A 15814-nucleotide genomic window follows, 5' to 3' on the forward strand; every position below is an offset into this window, starting at 1 on the left:
CCCCCCCCCCCCCCCCCCCCCCCCCCCCCCCCCCCCCCCCCCCCCCCCCCCCCCCCCCCCCCCCCCCCCCCCCCCCCCCCCCGTCCCGGGGGGCGATAAATCCAGTCAATCCAAACCCGTCCGGCGCAACGCCGGACCCAACAAAAGAGGCAATCCATCGCCAAACGCGTAAAGAGCAGCCATAGTAGATGCCAGATATGAGCACCCGTCAATCTATGTCTTAGCGGACACAGATCACATGTTCCGGCGATATTCGCCGCCAACTTCGTAAAGCGCATGGCTGATCTGACCAAGCGAATGCGTCTTCACCGCTTCCATCAACGCCGCAAAGATGTTTTTCCGGTCACGGGCCGTTGACTGAAGGGGGGCCAGCCCCGAAACCAGTCCGTTCCGGGCCTTCTGGAACGTCGCCACATTGGCAATCTGCGCCCCCTTCTCCGGCTCAGTGCTGCGAATCAGCTCGATGGTGGTAGCCACCTCGCCCGCATGATCCTTCGGCAGGAACGTATTCACGCCAATCAGCGGCAGGCTGCCATCGTGCTTCTTGTGCTCGTAGTACAGGCTCTCTTCCTGGATCTTGCCGCGCTGGTACATGGTGTCCATGGCGCCCAGCACACCGCCGCGCTCTGAAAGCGCCTCGAACTCCTTGTACACGGCTTCTTCCACCATGTCGGTGAGGTAGTCCACGGCAAAGCTGCCCTGCCAGGGGTTCTCGTTGAAGTTCAGGCCCAGCTCTTTGTTGATGATCATCTGGATGGCCACGGCGCGGCGCACGCTTTCTTCGGTGGGCGTGGTGATGGCTTCGTCGTAGGCGTTGGTGTGCAGGCTGTTGCAGTTGTCGAACAGGGCGTACAGGGCCTGCAGCGTGGTGCGGATGTCGTTGAACTGGATTTCCTGGGCGTGCAGGCTGCGGCCGCTGGTCTGAATGTGGTACTTCATCATCTGGCTGCGGTCGTTGGCGCCGTAGCGCTCGCGCATGGCGCGGGCCCAGATGCGGCGGGCCACGCGGCCGATCACGGTGTACTCCGGGTCCATGCCGTTGCTGAAGAAGAAGCTCAGGTTGGGCGCGAAGTCGTCCACCTTCATGCCGCGGGCCAGGTAGTACTCCACGATGGTGAAGCCGTTGCTCAGGGTGAAGGCCAGCTGGCTGATCGGGTTCGCCCCGGCTTCGGCGATGTGGTAGCCGCTGATGGACACCGAGTAGAAGTTGCGGACCTTGTGGTCCACGAAGAACTGCTGGATGTCGCCCATCATGCGCAGGGCGAATTCGGTGCTGAAGATGCAGGTGTTCTGGGCCTGGTCTTCCTTCAGGATGTCGGCCTGCACGGTGCCGCGCACGGTGTTGAGGGTGTAGGTCTTGATGCGCTCGTAGGTTTCGGCGTCCACCAGCTGGTCGCCGGTGACGCCCAGCAGGCCCAGGCCCAGGCCGTCGTTGGTGGGCGGGATTTCGCCGTGGTATTCGGGGCGCTGCTTGCCTTCGAAGAAGGCTTCGATCTTGGCGTGGGCTTCGTCCCAGCGCTTCTGGTCTTCGCGCAGGTACTTCTCGATCTGCTGGTCAATGGCGGTGTTCATGAACATGGCCAGGATCATCGGCGCCGGGCCGTTGATGGTCATGCTGACGCTGGTGCTGGGCGCACACAGGTCGAAGCCGGAGTACAGCTTCTTCATGTCATCAAGCGTGGCGATGGACACGCCGGAGTTGCCGATCTTGCCGTAGATGTCGGGGCGGATGGCCGGGTCTTCGCCGTACAGGGTGACGCTGTCAAACGCCGTGCTCAGGCGCGCCGCGGGCTGGCCGACGCTCAGGTAGTGGAAGCGGCGGTTGGTGCGCTCGGGCGTGCCCTCGCCCGCGAACATGCGGATGGGGTCTTCGCCGGTGCGGCGGTAGGGGTACACGCCGCCGGTGTACGGGTAGGAACCCGGCAGGTTTTCCTTGCAAAGGAACACCAGCAGTTCGCCCCAGCTCTTGTAGGTGGGCGCGGCGATCTTGGGGATTTTCTGGTGGCTGAGGCTCTGGGTGTAGTTCTCCACCGCGATGGCCTTGCCGCGCACGTGGTACTCGGTGACGTCGTCAGTAATCGACTTCAGGCGCTCGGGCCATTCGCGCAGCAGCTGGACGCTGTCGGCGCTCAGCGCCTTCACCGCGTCGTTGTAGCGCTGGCGCAGCGTGACCAGGCTGCGGTCCACGGTGGCGGACCGGCGCTCTTCCAGCGGGGCGCGGGCGTCGATGTCGGTCTGGGCCTGCTGCCACTTGAACACCAGCTTGCGGCGCTCGGCGCCGGTGCGGCGTTCACCGCAGTTGGGGTATTCGCCGGGGGCGCCGGTGGTGGACGGCAGGCGCTGCAGCAGCAGGTGGTGCGGGTCGTACAGGTCCAGGGCGCGCGGCAGGTCGTGGTCGTCCAGGTCGTGCAGGCTTTGCCAGTAGCTCTGGGCGCGGTCGGCGGCCTCGGACTGCTTTTCGATGCTTGTGTTGATGGCCCTGCCCTGCTCGGCAATTTCGGCCAGGTAGCGGGTGCGGGCGCCGGGAATCAGCACGGTGGCGCGCGGTTCTTTCAGGGTGATCTCGCCGGCGGGGGTCCACTTTTCGGCCGGCAGGCCCAGCTTGTCGCGCACCAGGCGGCACAGGTTGGCGAACATCCAGCTTACGCCGGGGTCGTTGAACTGGCTGGCGATGGTGGGGTACACCGGCACGTCTTCGTCTTTCAGGGCGAAGGCCACGCGGTTGCGCTTCCACTGCTTGCGCACGTCGCGCAGGGCGTCTTCGGCGCCGCGCTTGTCGAACTTGTTCAGCACCACCAGTTCGGCGAAGTCCAGCATGTCGATTTTCTCGAGCTGGCTGGGGGCGCCGAAGTCGCTGGTCATAACGTAGACGGGGAAATCCACCAGGTCGACGATTTCGCTGTCGCTCTGGCCGATGCCGGCCGTTTCCACCATCACCAGGTCGTAGGCCTGGGCGCGCAGGAAGGCCACGCAGTCCTTCAGCACCACGTTGATGGCCGCGTGCTGGCGGCGGGTGGCCATCGAGCGCATGAAGACGCGGGGCGAACGCAGGGAGTTCATGCGGATGCGGTCGCCCAGCAGCGCGCCACCGGTGCGGCGGCGCGTGGGGTCGACCGAGATCACGGCGATGCGCATTTCCGGGAAGTGCTGCAGGAAGCGGTTCATCAGCTCGTCGGTAACCGACGACTTGCCGGCGCCACCGGTGCCGGTGAGGCCAATCACCGGGGTCTTGCCGCCGGCCAGCTGCCATTGCTTGCGCAGCGAGGCCAGCTGGGCTTCGTCGTACTCGCCTTCCTCGATGGCGGTCAGCATCTTGCCGATCGAGATCTCGTCGTTGATGTCGGCCGCAGCAACGGGGTCAGCTTCACTTGTCCCGGCCGACTTCTTGCCCTTGCCGGCAACGGGCGGGGATGAGTGAACCTGACCCCGTTCCTGCCTGGCGGTTTCGGTGCGGCGGACCAGGTCTTCGATCATGGCTACCAGGCCCATTTTCATGCCGTCGTTGGGGTGGTAGATGCGTTCGACGCCGTAGTCCTGCAGTTCCTTGATTTCTTCGGGGGTGATGGTGCCGCCGCCGCCGCCGAACACGCGGATGTGGCTGGCGCCGCGCTCGCGCAGCATGTCCACCATGTACTTGAAGTATTCGGTGTGGCCGCCCTGGTAGCTGGACAGCGCGATGCCGTCGGCGTCTTCCTGCAGCGCGGCGCGCACCACGTCTTCCACGCTGCGGTTGTGGCCCAGGTGCACCACTTCCACGCCCTGGGCCTGGATCAGGCGGCGCATGATGTTGATGGCGGCGTCGTGGCCGTCGAACAGGCTGGCGGCGGTGACAAAACGCAGCGGGCTGCGTTCGGTGCGGGCTTCGGCGGTGGGCAGGCTGGAGGCGGGGGTGCTCATGGGCACACTCCTGAGGTCAAGGTGGAATGCCCCGATTGTAGCGCCGCCGGCGGCCGCCTACTCCCCTGCCCGTCTTTGCACGCCCCGGGCCATCAGGCCCCGAATTCACCCAGGGCTTCACGCAGCGGCTGCAGCTGGGCTTCGTAGCGGCGCCACTGGCCGATGAAGCGCGCGTGGATGGGCTCGCGCACCTGCGCCCAGCTGGCGGTGGCCACGGTGCCGGCGCGGGACTCGGGCGCCAGCACGTCGGGGTTCCAGGCCAGGCCGCAGTGCTGCAGCACGGCGCGGGCGGTGGCTTCGGGCTCGGTAACCAGGGCGTCGTAGGGCACGTCCAGGATGCGGCCGGGGAACTCGCGCTGCCAGTGGTCCATCAGCGCCCGGTAGCGGCGATAGTGCGCCGCCATTTCGAGCGGCTGGTAGCTGTGCGGGTAGGCGTCGGCGAACAGTTCCTTGAGGTTGGAGAAACAAACCTCCATCGGCGCCCGCACCATGTGCAGGAAGCGCGCCTGCGGCAGCGCATTGGCGATGTAGCCGACGTTGAGGAAGTTCGTCGGCAGCTTGTCGGTGTAGTACGCGTGGCCGCGGGCGTGCCACTGGGTATGGGCCAGGTAGCGCTGGCCCAGCGGCGCCAGGTCGGCCACGCGGGCCGCTTGGGCCAGGGCCGCATCGGGGTGCGGGCCGCCCAGCTGGTCGCAGCACCAGCGCAGTTGCACGGTAAAATCGCGCAGCTCGCCGGCATCGGCCACCTGCCCGTGCGTGGCCAGGATGCGTTCCAGCAGCGTGGTGCCCGAACGCGGCATGCCCACGATGAAGATGGGCTGCGGCGCGCCGTCGGCCTGGGGCCCCGGCGCGGCCTTCACCTGCTGCAGTTCGTCGAACAGGGCCTGGTCGGCCAGGGCGTCGTAGCTCACCTGCAGGCGGCGCAGGCGCATGCCGGTTTCCAGCGCGGCCCAGGCGCCGTCCACGTCCCCCAGGTCGTCGAGTTCCTTGAACAGCGCGTAGTACAGCGGCGGCGCGTCGGGATGGTCGTCGCCCATGCGCAGGGCGCAGGCGCGCAGGCGATCGACGTGGTTGCGGTCGGGCGTGGCGCGGGCCAGCTTGGCCAGCACGCGGTGCGCGGGCGCGAAATCGGGCGCGGCGGCCAGGCAGGCCTCCAGCTCACGCTCGGCCAGGTCGGGGTTGCCGGCGTACGTTTCGCAGTTGCCGATCAGGTACTGCAGCTCAGGGCTGTCGCCGCCAAAAAGGCGGGCGCGTCGCAGCAGCGGCAGCGCGTAATCGGCCATGCCTTGGTCGGACATCATCCTGCCCAAGCCCGACAGCACGTCCGGGTCGGTGCACGCGCCGACCGAAGGATCCTGCGCGCAGCTGATGGCCGCTTCCAGCTCGCCTACCTCCAGCAGCAGGCGGCACAGCGCCTCCAGCAGCACCGGGTCGGGTTCGCGGGCGGCGTTGGCGGCCAGGGCGTGGGCCACCGCGTCCTTCAGGCGCCCGGTCTGCAGCGCGATGGTGCCCAGGCGCAGGCTGGCCGGCAGCACCCAGTCGGGGTTGGCCAACAGCGCCTCGTACTCGCGCTGTGCGGCCGGAATGTCGAAGGCCGCGCGGTGCCGTTCGGCACGCTGCCAGCGCTGCAGGTCGGCGTCGGACATCAGGCGCTCAGCCCCAGCGCCGCCTTCAGCGGCTGCAGCTGATCCTCGTAGCGGCGCCACTGCCCCACTTCACGGCCATCCAGCGCGCGCACCGGCGCCGGCGTGAAGTCCAGGCCCACGTGTTCGAACACCTTGCGCGCCACCGCGTAAGGGTCGGTCACCATCGTCTCGAAAGCCACGTCCAGGATCCGGCCCGGGAACTGCGCGTGCCAGTGCGCCATCAGCGCCCGGTAGCGGCCATGGTAGCCGGCCATCTCGGCCTGGTCGTAGCTGTAGCCGTCGCCCTGGGCAAACAGCTGCCGCAGGTTGGCGAAGCAGGCGTCCATCGGTTCGCGGCGCAAATGCACGAAGCGGGCGTTGGGCATGGCGTTGGCCAGGTAGCCCAGCGCCAGGAAGTGACCGGGCGTGCGGTCGACGAAATAGTCCTTGCCGGCGGCGCGCCACTGCGTGTGGCCCAGGTAGCGCCGCGCCAGCGGGGAAAGGTCGGCGCCGGCGCAGGCGCGCACCAGCTCGCCGTCCAGCGTGGTGCCGCCGATGCGCTGGGCGCACCAGCGCAGTTGGGTGACCAGGTCGGACAGTTCACCCACGGCAACGATGCGCGGGTCGGTGGCCAGCAGGCTTTCCAGGAAGGCCGCGCCCGACTGCGGCAGGCCCACGATGAAGATCGGCGCCGGCCCCGGCTCGGCCGGCGACGGCGGTGCGGCGCGCACCTTGTGCAGGTTTTCGAACATGGCTACTTCATCGGCCACGATGTAGCGCACGCGCCGGTGGCGAAGCCGCAGCCCGGCGGCCAGGGCCGGCCAGGCCGCGTCGGTGTCGCCCAGGTCGTCGAGCTCCTTGAACAGCGCGAACTGCAGCCTGGGTGCGTCGGCGTGCGTTTCGGGCATGCGCTCGAGCAGGCCGCGCAGTCGGGCCACGTGGTTGTGGTCGTGCGTGGCGCGGCGCAGCGCGGACAGGGCCACGTGCGCAGCGGCCTGCTGGGGCGACGCGGCCAGGCAGGCTTCCAGCTCGGCCTCGGCCGCGGCCACGTTGCCGGCCTGGCTTTCGGCATTGCCCAGCAGCAGGCGCAGCTCGGCGCTGTCCAGCCCCGCGCCGCGGGCGCGCCGCAGCAGCGACGCGGCGCGGTCGAAGAAGCCGTGTTCGGCCATCATCCGGCCAAAGCCCACCAGCACGCGGGGCTCGGCGCAGGCGGCCACGGAAGCGTCGTCCACGCAGTGCAGGGCCGAACGGGTTTCGCCCACGTTCAACAGCAGGCGGCACAGCGCCTCCAGCAGCGGCGGGTCGGGTTCGCGGGCGTAGAACGCCGCCAGCGCGTGGCTGACGGCGGCGCGCACCTGGCCGGTTTCCAGCGCGATCGCGCCCAGCCGCAGGTTGGCGGGCAGCATCCAGTCCGGATCGGACAACAGCGCATCATATTCGCGGCGGGCCAGCTCGGCCTGGCGTGCGGCCCAGAAAGCTTCGGCGCGTTTCCAGCGTTCAATCGACGGGGGGGCGGTCATGGCGCTACCTTGCCACGCTTGGTGTGAAAACCACCATCGCTCCGAGCGGATCAGCCGCCGTGGGTTTCGCAGAAAAGTTTGGCGAACGCGCTGCGGCGGATGTCGGCCGCCTGGCGGCCGGTTTCCTCCACCAGGTTGAGCTTGGCGGCGCGCAGCCGGTCGATCTCGGCGCCGCGCCGGAACGCCACTTCACGCTGCAGGCGCGCGCGGCGATGGTCGTCCATGCCCGAGGCGATCGAGGCCGTGTGGTCGGCCAGGGCGCGCCAGGGTACGAAGATGGTGCGCATCTCGCCGCTGGCCACCGCGAAGAAGCCCACGCCGAACAGGTCGGCGCTGGCGGTGTGGGCATGCAGCACCCATTCGCCGCCGTCGCGGTACTTGAGCGTGCTGGTGACCATCATGGGCGGCGCCACGGGCTGGGCGGTGGTCCCGGCGCTGAGCAGGATGCCGCGCAGGTCGGCGATGGGATTGGAGTGCGTCACGTTGCCCGACCGCACGATGACATTGCCGCCCTCCCAGTCCAGGCCGGTCAGGTGGCCGTACAGTAGTTCACCGGTGCCCAGCAGCAGGATGGCCTTGTCCAGGTCGGGCACGGCCGCGCCCATCCACCGCGGCGGCTGGGGCAGGCCATACAGCACCCCCGCGCCGTAGCCGAAGGTGCCGGGAAGCTCGTCAACGCGCGTTACGTCCGCCATGTGCCCAGTCTATTCCGACTCCGCCGCTTGGCGCAGCTTTCCCCGCGATCAGGCGCCGCCCGGGTTCACAAACAGCGCCGCTCGTCTGCCGTGGGGGTGAATTCGCCCGCCTCACCCCTTAAAGTCACATCGGGGTGTCCGAATGCAACAAAGCCGCACCGTGTCCGCTTACTGCGTATTGCTGATGGCCTGCCTTTGGCTGTCCGCGCCCGCGCACGCCTCGGATATCGACGTGGACCAGATTGGCCGCCTCCCCGCCAAGCTCTTCGAAGAAGGCAACGGCCTGCCCGACCCCACCGTTACCGCGGTGGCACAGGCCCCCGATGGCCACGTCTGGGTCGGCACGATGCGCGGCCTGGCGCGCTTCAACGGGCTGACCATGGCGCCCGTACCGGGTCCGGACGGCAAGCTTGGCGGCGTGGTGCGCGACGTGGTCGCCACGCCCGACGGCCAGGTGTGGGTGTCCATGACCGGCGTGGGCGTGTTCGTTCTGAAGAACGACGCGTGGCAGGACATCGGCGCCGACCAAGGCCTGGGCGCGGTGAACGCGCTGCGTTTGCGCTGGTTCCCGGCCAACGGCAGCTACCGCCTTTTCGCCACCACCACCGGCGGCCTGGCCGAGTGGGCGGACGGCCGCTGGCAGGCGCGCGCCCTGCCTGCCGAACTGGCCCAGGTGGAAATCTTCGACGTGGCGCTGGCCAGCGACGAATCGCAGTCGCTGTGGCTCGCCACGTTCGGGCAGGGCCTCTACCACTGCCCGCTGGCACAGGCCTGCGTGCCGGTAACGCCGGACGTGGCGGGCCCGCGCTTCTTCGAGATCAGCAGCGTGGACACCTGGCCCGAGGCCGACCACGGCCACAGCGTGTGGGTGGGCAGCTACGGCGGCGGCGTGGCGCGTCTGCACGGCGGTCGCTGGCAGCGCTTCCACCGCGGCAACGGCGCACTGGGCAGTGACTACGTGCACGCGCTGATGCTGCAGGACATCGGCCAGCCACAGCCGCAGGTGTGGGCCGGCCTGCGCCAGGGCGCGGCCCGCCTGCGCGGCGGCCAGTGGCAGGCGCTCGACTATCTCACCAGCCTCAGCAGTACCCGAACCCGGGCCATCGGGCTGGGCAGCGACGCACAGGGTCGCCCGCAGGTCTGGCTGGGTACGGACTCGGGCGCCGCGCGCCTGCGCCTGGTGGGCAACTGGCGCACCGTCAGCGAGATCGGCAGCGCCGGCAACGGCGTGTGGGCGCTGTTGAATGAAGTGGGCAACGACGGCCACGAATCGCTCTGGCTGGGCAGCGACGGCGAAGGCCTGGCGCGCTACCGCGACGGCGCCTGGCGCACCTGGACCCAGGCCGACGGACTGCCGCATCCCACCGTGCGCAGCCTGGCGCGCATGGCCGACGGCACGCCCGACGGCACGCTCTGGGTAGGCACGTGGGATGGCCACGTCGCGCGCCTGGTCGGCGACCGGCTCCAGGTAATACCCACCCCCTGGCCCAAGTTCGAACGCGAAGCGGTGTCCAAGATCCTGCCGGTCGGCAAGAACGAGGCCTGGATCGGGCTGCGCCAGGGCGGCGTGGCGCACTACCGCGAAGGCGTCTGGCGGCACTTCGACCCGGCCGACCCCGGCCATCCCCAGCGCGTCGTGGCGCTGCTGCAGACCGGAAGCGGCAGCGAAAGCGTTATCTGGGCCACCACGGTGGGCCGCGGGCTGGCGGTTTACCGCAACGGCCGCTGGCGATTCCATGGCCGCGCCCAGGGCCTGCCCGACGACAGCTATTTCGGCATGACCCTGCTGCCCGACGCCGGTGGCCGGCCGGTGCTTTGGCTGGGATCGCAGGCCAACGGCGTGGTGCGGGTGGACATCAGCAACCCCGAAACGCCGCGGCTGGTGACCGAACCCGCCCTGCCCGCTTCGCCCAACCCCTACACCTACGGCGTGGTGCGCGACGGCGCCGGCGACCTGGTGGTGTGCAGCGATTACGGCGCCGCCCGATGGCGGCCGCTGGCCGACGGCCAATTAGACGTGATGCGTTTCCAGCGCAGCGACGGCCTGCCGCACGACGAATGCAACGCCGGGGCCCTGCACGTGGACGCCAAGGGCCGCGTGTGGGCCGGCACCATCGGCGGCGCCGCGGTGTACCTGCCGCGCACGCCCACCCAGCGCCCCTTCACCCCGCCGCTGTCCATCGAGCGCCTGGCCGTGGACGGCGTGGCGCTTTCGGTCCCCGCCAATGGCTCGGTGCTGTCGCTGCCGGCGGGAACGCGCAGCGTGCTGGTGGAGTTCGCGCTGCTCACGGGCGAGCGCGAGGGCATGAACACTTACCGCAGCTGGCTTGAGGGCCTGGACCCGGGTCCGGGCGAATGGAACGACACGCCGCTGCGGCAGTTCACCGGCCTGCCGCCCGGCAGCTACCGGCTGAACCTGGAGGCGCGCGATTACACCGGCGCGCCCGCCCTGCCGCAGCTGATCGCGTTCGAGATCAAGCGGCCCTGGTGGAGCACCGTGACGGCGATGGCTGGCTACACGATCGCCTTCCTGCTGCTTGCGCTGGGGCTGCTGCGGCTGCGTGAGCGTCAGCTGCGCTGGCGTGAGGCCGAGCTGGTGAAGCTGGTGCGCCAGCGCACCAACGAACTGGAATCGCGCAGCCTCGAGCTGCGCCGCGCCAATGAGGAGCTGACGCGGCTGTCCTACTTCGACGCGCTCACCGAGCTGGCCAATCGGCGCCGCCTGATCGAGCGGCTTCAGGCCGAATGGTCCATCGGGCTGGCGCGCGGCACGCCGGTGGCGTTCGCGCTTTTCGACCTGGACGAGTTCAAGGCCTACAACGACCACAAGGGCCACCTGGCCGGCGACGACGCGCTGCGGGTGGTGGCGCGCCGGGTGGAAGCCGAGCTGCGCAAGCCGCACGACACGGCGGGCCGCTATGGCGGTGAGGAGTTCGGCGTGGTGCTGCCCGGCCTGGAACTGCCCGAGGCGATGGCCGTGGCCGAACGCGTGCGCCAGGCGGTGATGCATGCCGACCTGCCGCACCCGGGCTCGCGGCTGGGCCAGGTGACCATCAGCATCGGCGTGGCGGCCATCGTGCCGCGCGCCGGGCTGAGCGCCGAGCTGCTGATCGCCGCCGCCGACGCGGCGCTGTACCGCGCAAAGCAGGCGGGCAAGAACCGGGTGGAAGCCGCCGAAACCCTGGACTGAGCCGGGGCCGGAAAAAAAGCGGGGCCGGCGCAGTCCACCCGCCGGCCCCGTTGCCCCACTTACGCAAACTATTTGGTAACGATCTCGCGGTGCATCGGCGCCAGCTTGGCCAGCAGCTTGTTCTGCGCGCGGAACGGCACCTTGTGCTCGTCCATCGCCACCTGCAGCACTTCCACCAGCGCGTAGAAATGGCTGCGGTCGATGTTCTGGCCGGCGTGCGAGCTGCGCATGTCGCGGCCGCTGTAGGTGCAGTCGCCGCCCAGGATCACGCAGAACTGCTCGGTCAGCTGGCGCTTCACCCGCACCTGGTCGGCGTTGGCGAAGAACGGCCCGGTGCGCGGGTCGGCCAGCAGGCCCACCATGAAGGTTTCCATCAGCGCGGTCAGGCCGGCTTCACCGCCAAACTCGTCCAGCACCGGGCGCAGTTCCGGGAAGGCCGGCGCGGGATTGGGCGCGGTCGGGTCGTTGGCATTGGCAGACGCTTCCACCATCGCCTCTTCGGCTTCCAGGCGGGCTTCTTCGTCCAGCATGGCCTGCTCTTCGGCGCTGACGGGGACGGGCTGCTGGGCGAAAGCCGGAGTGGCGGCGGCAATCAGCAGGGCGAAGGCAAGGCGGGTCAGGGTATTCATGCGGATCTCCAGAGGGTTCAGAAGCCGACCTGCAGCGAGGCGTACACGCCACGCTGGTCGTCGCGGATGACGATGTTGCCGAGGTCCACGTAGGCCACCGTCAGCGACACGTTCTTGTAGGGCGCCCAGGCGACGAACACGTCGTAGGCGTCGTCCTCACCGGCAATGCCCAGGTTGTCGGGCTTGCTGCGGTATTCGGCGCCAATGGCCAGGTTGCGCGTGAGCAGGTAGGCCGCCGAGCCTTCGAACTGCGCCCGGTAGCTGTCGTTACGGTCGCCGCCGAAGCCCAGGATGCCGAACTGGTTGGCCTTGGTCAGGCGCACCGTGCCGTTGAGCAGCAGGCTCTGGTCGAGGTAGAGCTTGGTGGCGCTGACGTAGTAGTCCACGCCGCTGTCGTCCCTGGCGCCCACGAAGGCCAGTACGGCGGCCTGGTCGTTGCGCTTGTACTGCGCGCCCACCGCGATCTGGGGCAGCCACGAATCCTGGTTGAGCACGGCGTCGCCGGCCACCTTCACCTTCACGCCAAGGGTGTCCTGGGTGAACGTGAAGCCGTTGCCAAGCCCCAGCGCGCCGCCGACATTTTCGGTGTCGAACTTCTGGCGCGAAATGCTCAGCTCGACGCGATCATAAAAGCCCACCAGCGCGCCGTAGCTCTTGAGGTTGTAGTCGTCGACGTTCACCTGCGTGTAAAAGGCGTTGGCGCCGATCTGGTCGCGCGTGCCGTAGCCGCCGATCACGGCCCAGGGCGTCAGGCCGCCGCCGGCGGAGCCTTCCACCTGGGTGACGCCGCCGGTCAGCAGCAGCTTGCCGCTGGCGGTGAGGCCGCTGTCGTCATCGCTGTCCTGTGCGAAGGCCGCACCGGTGCCGGCAAGCAGCGCCAGGCAAAGTGCGGTGGTGGGAATCGTGTGCAGGGCACGGCTCATCGGGAAATCCTCGGATTGGCTGGAGTGGTCGTAGTGGCTGGCGCGGGTTGGTTGCTGCGGGGGAATTCGGTGCGGATGGTGCCCGCGCGCGGCATCGGCATTGGGAAATACGCCACCACCTGGTCGGTGAGCTGCGGCGGTACTTTCACCAGGAACCAGACGTTGGCCACGCCGTCGCCGCCTGCGGCACCGCGCTTGCGATCGGATATCCAGCGGTAAAGAGGCTTGCCGCGCCAGGCCCACATCGGCCGGCCGTCGAAGCTGCGGGCGATGGTGAACGGGCCGGACGGCTTGTCGTCGGGGTTGGCGTAGTGCGGCGGCCAGAGGCCTTCGCAGGGGCGGTCGCAGGAGCTCTGCCCGGTGCTGTCGGTGGCGAAGGTGTAAAGCGCGCGGCCGCCCTGTTCAACCAGGATGCCGTTGCGGCGCCAGATGGGGATCGGGTTTTCGCGCGCCAGGCGCGCCATGTCGGCAGCGTTGGCGCGGGGCGCCGCGCCGGCGGGCGCGGTGGTGGCAGCGGAAGCCGCCACCGACAGCACCAGTAGGAACAGGGTAACCAGCAGGCTGGCAATCAAACGAGGCATGGCGATGGTGCTCCGGAACGTACGCAGCGCGCGTACTCCGGGCTTACGCAGGCAGGGCGCCGGCCGGATGCAGCTCAGCTTATTTTGTTCGCCTCAGCCAGCCGACGCAGTTTTTCCGGGTCGGGGATCAGCTCGCTGCGAATCAGCAGCAGCGCACCCTTCGGGGCGAAGAAGGGCTTGTGCCGCTCGCCCACCGGGGCCAGCAGGAAATCGCCGGGGAAGTACTCCACGTCGTCGTGCACCACCGAGCCTTCCATCACCATGCATTCTTCTTCGTGCGTATGCGGGTGCGGCGGCACGCAGGCACCGGGCTCGATGCGCCACAGGCTGGTCTGGGTGCCCTCGGCTTCGTTGCGGCGCAGCGTCTTGATGCGGATGCCCGGCACGAACGGCACCCATTCGCCTTCGTCGGCGCGGATCACCTGGGTGCGCATGCGGCGCGCCTGGGCCAGGATGCTTGCGCGCAGGGACGCGGACGCCTCCGGGGCTGGCACCTGTTCGGGCACCAGACCGGCCAGTGCGGCCAGCAGCGTGTCATCGATGTGGGGCTGTCGCGAAGTCATGGTGCGTCTGTCCCGTCGTCTTGCAGCGCTTGGCGCAGCGCGGCCAGGCCGCGGCGCGCATGCGATTTCACCGTGCCCAAGGCCAGGCCGGTGCGCTCGGCGATTTCGGGTTGCGACAGCTCCTCGTGGTAGGCCAGTTCCAGCACGTTGCGCTGGGCCGGGGTGAGGGTCTCGAAGGCGCGACGCAGGGCCTGGGCGTTGCCAAGATGCTCAAGCAGCGTATCGACCGGGAGGTCTTCACAGGATGTATACGCGTCTTCACCGCCCTCCGGATGCAGCGGCTGTTCAAGCCGCTGCCGGCGGAGGCGCCGCAGCCGGTCCACGGCCCGGCTCCAGGCCAGGGTCTGCAGCCAGGCCATCACGCTGCCGCGCTGGGGGCAGTAGCTCACGGCCTGGTCCCAAACCTGCAGGAACACGTCGCTGACCACCTCTTCGGCGTCCTGGGGCTGGCGCAGCACGCGCAGGGCCAGGCCATACACCCGGCCCAGCGCCAGGTCGTACAGGGTGCCCAGGGCGTCGGCGTCGCCAAAGCGGATGCGGCCCATCAGGGCCACCAGCGCCGATTCGTCGGCGGCGTCGGGAACGACGATCGGCGGTGCGTTGGCGGAGGCAGTCGCCATGAGGACCCGGTCAATTGACAGCCGTCATTACCCCCGATCGCGCGCTCACGCGGCGTGAAGGCTGGCGCGAGGGAGCTGGCAGGCGTTGCCCCTGGCAAAAAAAAGGGCGACCGCGCGGCGGTCGCCCAATAAAACCTGGTCTAGGGGTGTTGGCTGGGCATCTTGCGGGGAGAGACAAGATGACCAAGCAATTAAGGGAACGCCGGCCGGCGCCGGGAGCGGACAGGCCTTCGGAATGGCCGGGGCCTGGCGACCTGCCCGATTAGAGCGTTTGCTTTACACTACGGCGCGCCCAGACCCCAGGGAAGCTTTTTATCTTGGGATTTGGTCCATATTAATCAATAACTTGCGAAGCTTTATTAGTGTAACTTCGCACGTCTACTTTCGCGCAGCGCCGCGGTTATTCGCCGCCGGACCGGAGCCTCAAATGATCTTCGAAACCATCTCCACCTCGGGCCACGAGGAAGTGGTGTTCTGCCACAACAAGGACGCAGGCCTGAAGGCCATCATCGCCATCCACAACACCGTGCTGGGCCCCGCGCTGGGCGGCACGCGCATGTGGCCCTACGCCAGCGAGGCGGAGGCTCTGAACGACGTGCTGCGCCTGAGCCGCGGCATGACCTACAAGGCGGCGGTGTCGGGTCTGAACCTGGGCGGTGGCAAGGCAGTGATCTGGGGCGACCCGAACAAGGACAAGTCCGAGGCGCTGTTCCGCGCCTTCGGCCGCTTCGTGAACTCGCTGGGCGGTCGCTACATCACCGCCGAAGACGTCGGCATCGACGTCAACGACATGGAATACGTGCTGCGCGAAACCGAGTTCGTCACCGGCGTGCACCAGGTGCACGGCGGCTCGGGCGACCCGTCGCCGTTCACCGCCTACGGCACCCTGCAGGGCCTGATGGCCGCGCTGCAGGTCAAGTTCGGCAACGAAGACGTGGGCAACTACAGCTACGCCGTGCAGGGCGTGGGCCATGTCGGCATGGAGTTCGTGAAGCTGCTGCGCGAGCGCGGCGCGAAAGTCTTCGTCACCGACATCAACAAGGATTCCGTGCAGCGCGCCGTGGATGAGTTCGGCTGCGAGGGCGTGGCCCTGGACGAGATCTACGACGTGGACGCCGACGTCTATTCGCCCACGGCCCTGGGCGGCACGGTGAATGAAAAGACCCTGCCCCGCCTGAAGTGCAAGATCATCTGCGGCGCCGCCAACAACCAGCTGGCCACCGACGAGATGGGCGTGGAAGTGGCCAACAAGGGCATCCTGTACGCGCCCGACTACGCGGTGAACGCCGGCGGCCTGATGAACGTGTCGCTGGAAATCGACGGTTACAACCGCGAGCGCGCCATGCGGATGATGCGCACTATCTACTACAACCTGGGCCGCATCTTCGAAATCGCCAAGCGCGACGGCATCCCGACCAACAAGGCCGCCGACCGCATGGCCGAAGAGCGCATCACCGCCATCGGCAAGCTGCGGCTGCCCCACCTCGGCGCCCCCGCCCCCCGCTTCCAGGGCCGCCGCGGCAACTGAAAGAACGGGGTCAGGTTCACTTCCCGGAACCTGATCCCGCCTC

At 68.6% G+C, this 15814-nt stretch carries 11 protein-coding genes; 2 read left to right on the forward strand and 9 right to left on the reverse strand.

Annotated features, from left to right (window positions below):
* Window positions 1-234: 234 nt before the first annotated feature.
* The 4 genes from K0M70_RS09465 to K0M70_RS09480 all read right to left on the reverse strand — a co-directional run bounded on the left by K0M70_RS09465 (window position 235) and on the right by K0M70_RS09480 (window position 7737).
* Entirely contained in the window at window positions 235-3897 is a 3663-nt protein-coding gene (locus K0M70_RS09465; RefSeq protein ID WP_290781602.1) for a methylmalonyl-CoA mutase family protein, read from the reverse strand.
* 92 nt (window positions 3898-3989) lie between these two features.
* On the reverse strand, window positions 3990-5543 hold the full coding sequence (locus K0M70_RS09470; protein ID WP_290781604.1) for a tetratricopeptide repeat-containing sulfotransferase family protein: 1554 nt from the start codon (window positions 5541-5543) through the stop codon (window positions 3990-3992).
* Complete coding sequence (locus K0M70_RS09475) at window positions 5543-7042, reverse strand: sulfotransferase (RefSeq protein ID WP_290781606.1); 1500 nt, start codon at window positions 7040-7042, stop codon at window positions 5543-5545. The genes K0M70_RS09470 and K0M70_RS09475 overlap by 1 nt, the downstream gene beginning before the upstream one ends.
* Before the next feature lie 50 nt (window positions 7043-7092).
* A complete protein-coding gene (locus tag K0M70_RS09480; protein ID WP_290781608.1) occupies window positions 7093-7737 on the reverse strand; it encodes a hypothetical protein in 645 nt (214 codons plus the stop codon).
* Window positions 7738-7879: 142 nt separating this feature from the next.
* Here K0M70_RS09480 and K0M70_RS09485 point away from each other — a divergent pair, with 142 nt between their 5' ends.
* On the forward strand, window positions 7880-10927 hold the full coding sequence (locus K0M70_RS09485) for a diguanylate cyclase (RefSeq protein ID WP_290781610.1): 3048 nt from the start codon (window positions 7880-7882) through the stop codon (window positions 10925-10927).
* Between the two features lie 68 nt (window positions 10928-10995).
* Here the strand turns inward: K0M70_RS09485 and K0M70_RS09490 are convergent, their stop codons facing one another.
* The 5 genes from K0M70_RS09490 to K0M70_RS09510 form a co-directional block, all read right to left on the reverse strand.
* The gene (locus K0M70_RS09490; protein WP_290781612.1) at window positions 10996-11556 is read right to left on the reverse strand and encodes a group 1 truncated hemoglobin; all 561 of its coding nucleotides are present in this window, start codon (window positions 11554-11556) and stop codon (window positions 10996-10998) included.
* Window positions 11557-11573: 17 nt separating this feature from the next.
* On the reverse strand, window positions 11574-12479 hold the full coding sequence (locus tag K0M70_RS09495; protein ID WP_290781614.1) for a DUF3034 family protein: 906 nt from the start codon (window positions 12477-12479) through the stop codon (window positions 11574-11576).
* Window positions 12476-13060 carry a hypothetical protein gene (locus K0M70_RS09500; protein ID WP_290781615.1) on the reverse strand — a complete coding sequence of 195 codons (585 nt, stop codon included), beginning with the start codon at window positions 13058-13060 and terminating at the stop codon, window positions 12476-12478. Before K0M70_RS09500 ends, K0M70_RS09495 begins: the two co-directional genes overlap by 4 nt.
* A gap of 74 nt (window positions 13061-13134) precedes the next feature.
* Window positions 13135-13623 carry a cupin domain-containing protein gene (locus K0M70_RS09505; protein WP_290781616.1) on the reverse strand — a complete coding sequence of 163 codons (489 nt, stop codon included), beginning with the start codon at window positions 13621-13623 and terminating at the stop codon, window positions 13135-13137.
* Window positions 13620-14243, reverse strand: coding sequence for a sigma-70 family RNA polymerase sigma factor (locus tag K0M70_RS09510; RefSeq protein WP_290781617.1), 624 nt, complete (start codon window positions 14241-14243; stop codon window positions 13620-13622). Before K0M70_RS09510 ends, K0M70_RS09505 begins: the two co-directional genes overlap by 4 nt.
* Window positions 14244-14670: 427 nt before the next feature.
* Here K0M70_RS09510 and K0M70_RS09515 point away from each other — a divergent pair, with 427 nt between their 5' ends.
* Window positions 14671-15771: a Glu/Leu/Phe/Val dehydrogenase dimerization domain-containing protein gene (locus K0M70_RS09515; protein WP_290781619.1), complete on the forward strand. Its 1101-nt coding sequence runs from the start codon at window positions 14671-14673 to the stop codon at window positions 15769-15771.
* The last annotated feature ends 43 nt before the right edge of the window (window positions 15772-15814 follow it).

Origin of the sequence: Arenimonas sp., from assembly GCF_019459675.1 — a bacterium.
In the GTDB taxonomy this organism is placed as follows: domain Bacteria; phylum Pseudomonadota; class Gammaproteobacteria; order Xanthomonadales; family Xanthomonadaceae; genus Arenimonas.

Bases quoted from the DNA above. Each gene is read 5' to 3' on its own strand.
- K0M70_RS09465 (WP_290781602.1), bottom strand. From the start codon at position 3,897: ATGAGCACCCCCGCCTCCAGCCTGCCCACCGCCGAAGCCCGCACCGAA.
- K0M70_RS09470 (WP_290781604.1), bottom strand. From the start codon at position 5,543: ATGTCCGACGCCGACCTGCAGCGCTGGCAGCGTGCCGAACGGCACCGC.
- K0M70_RS09475 (WP_290781606.1), bottom strand. From the start codon at position 7,042: ATGACCGCCCCCCCGTCGATTGAACGCTGGAAACGCGCCGAAGCTTTC.
- K0M70_RS09480 (WP_290781608.1), bottom strand. From the start codon at position 7,737: ATGGCGGACGTAACGCGCGTTGACGAGCTTCCCGGCACCTTCGGCTAC.
- K0M70_RS09485 (WP_290781610.1), top strand. From the start codon at position 7,880: ATGCAACAAAGCCGCACCGTGTCCGCTTACTGCGTATTGCTGATGGCC.
- K0M70_RS09490 (WP_290781612.1), bottom strand. From the start codon at position 11,556: ATGAATACCCTGACCCGCCTTGCCTTCGCCCTGCTGATTGCCGCCGCC.
- K0M70_RS09495 (WP_290781614.1), bottom strand. From the start codon at position 12,479: ATGAGCCGTGCCCTGCACACGATTCCCACCACCGCACTTTGCCTGGCG.
- K0M70_RS09500 (WP_290781615.1), bottom strand. From the start codon at position 13,060: ATGCCTCGTTTGATTGCCAGCCTGCTGGTTACCCTGTTCCTACTGGTG.
- K0M70_RS09505 (WP_290781616.1), bottom strand. From the start codon at position 13,623: ATGACTTCGCGACAGCCCCACATCGATGACACGCTGCTGGCCGCACTG.
- K0M70_RS09510 (WP_290781617.1), bottom strand. From the start codon at position 14,243: ATGGCGACTGCCTCCGCCAACGCACCGCCGATCGTCGTTCCCGACGCC.
- K0M70_RS09515 (WP_290781619.1), top strand. From the start codon at position 14,671: ATGATCTTCGAAACCATCTCCACCTCGGGCCACGAGGAAGTGGTGTTC.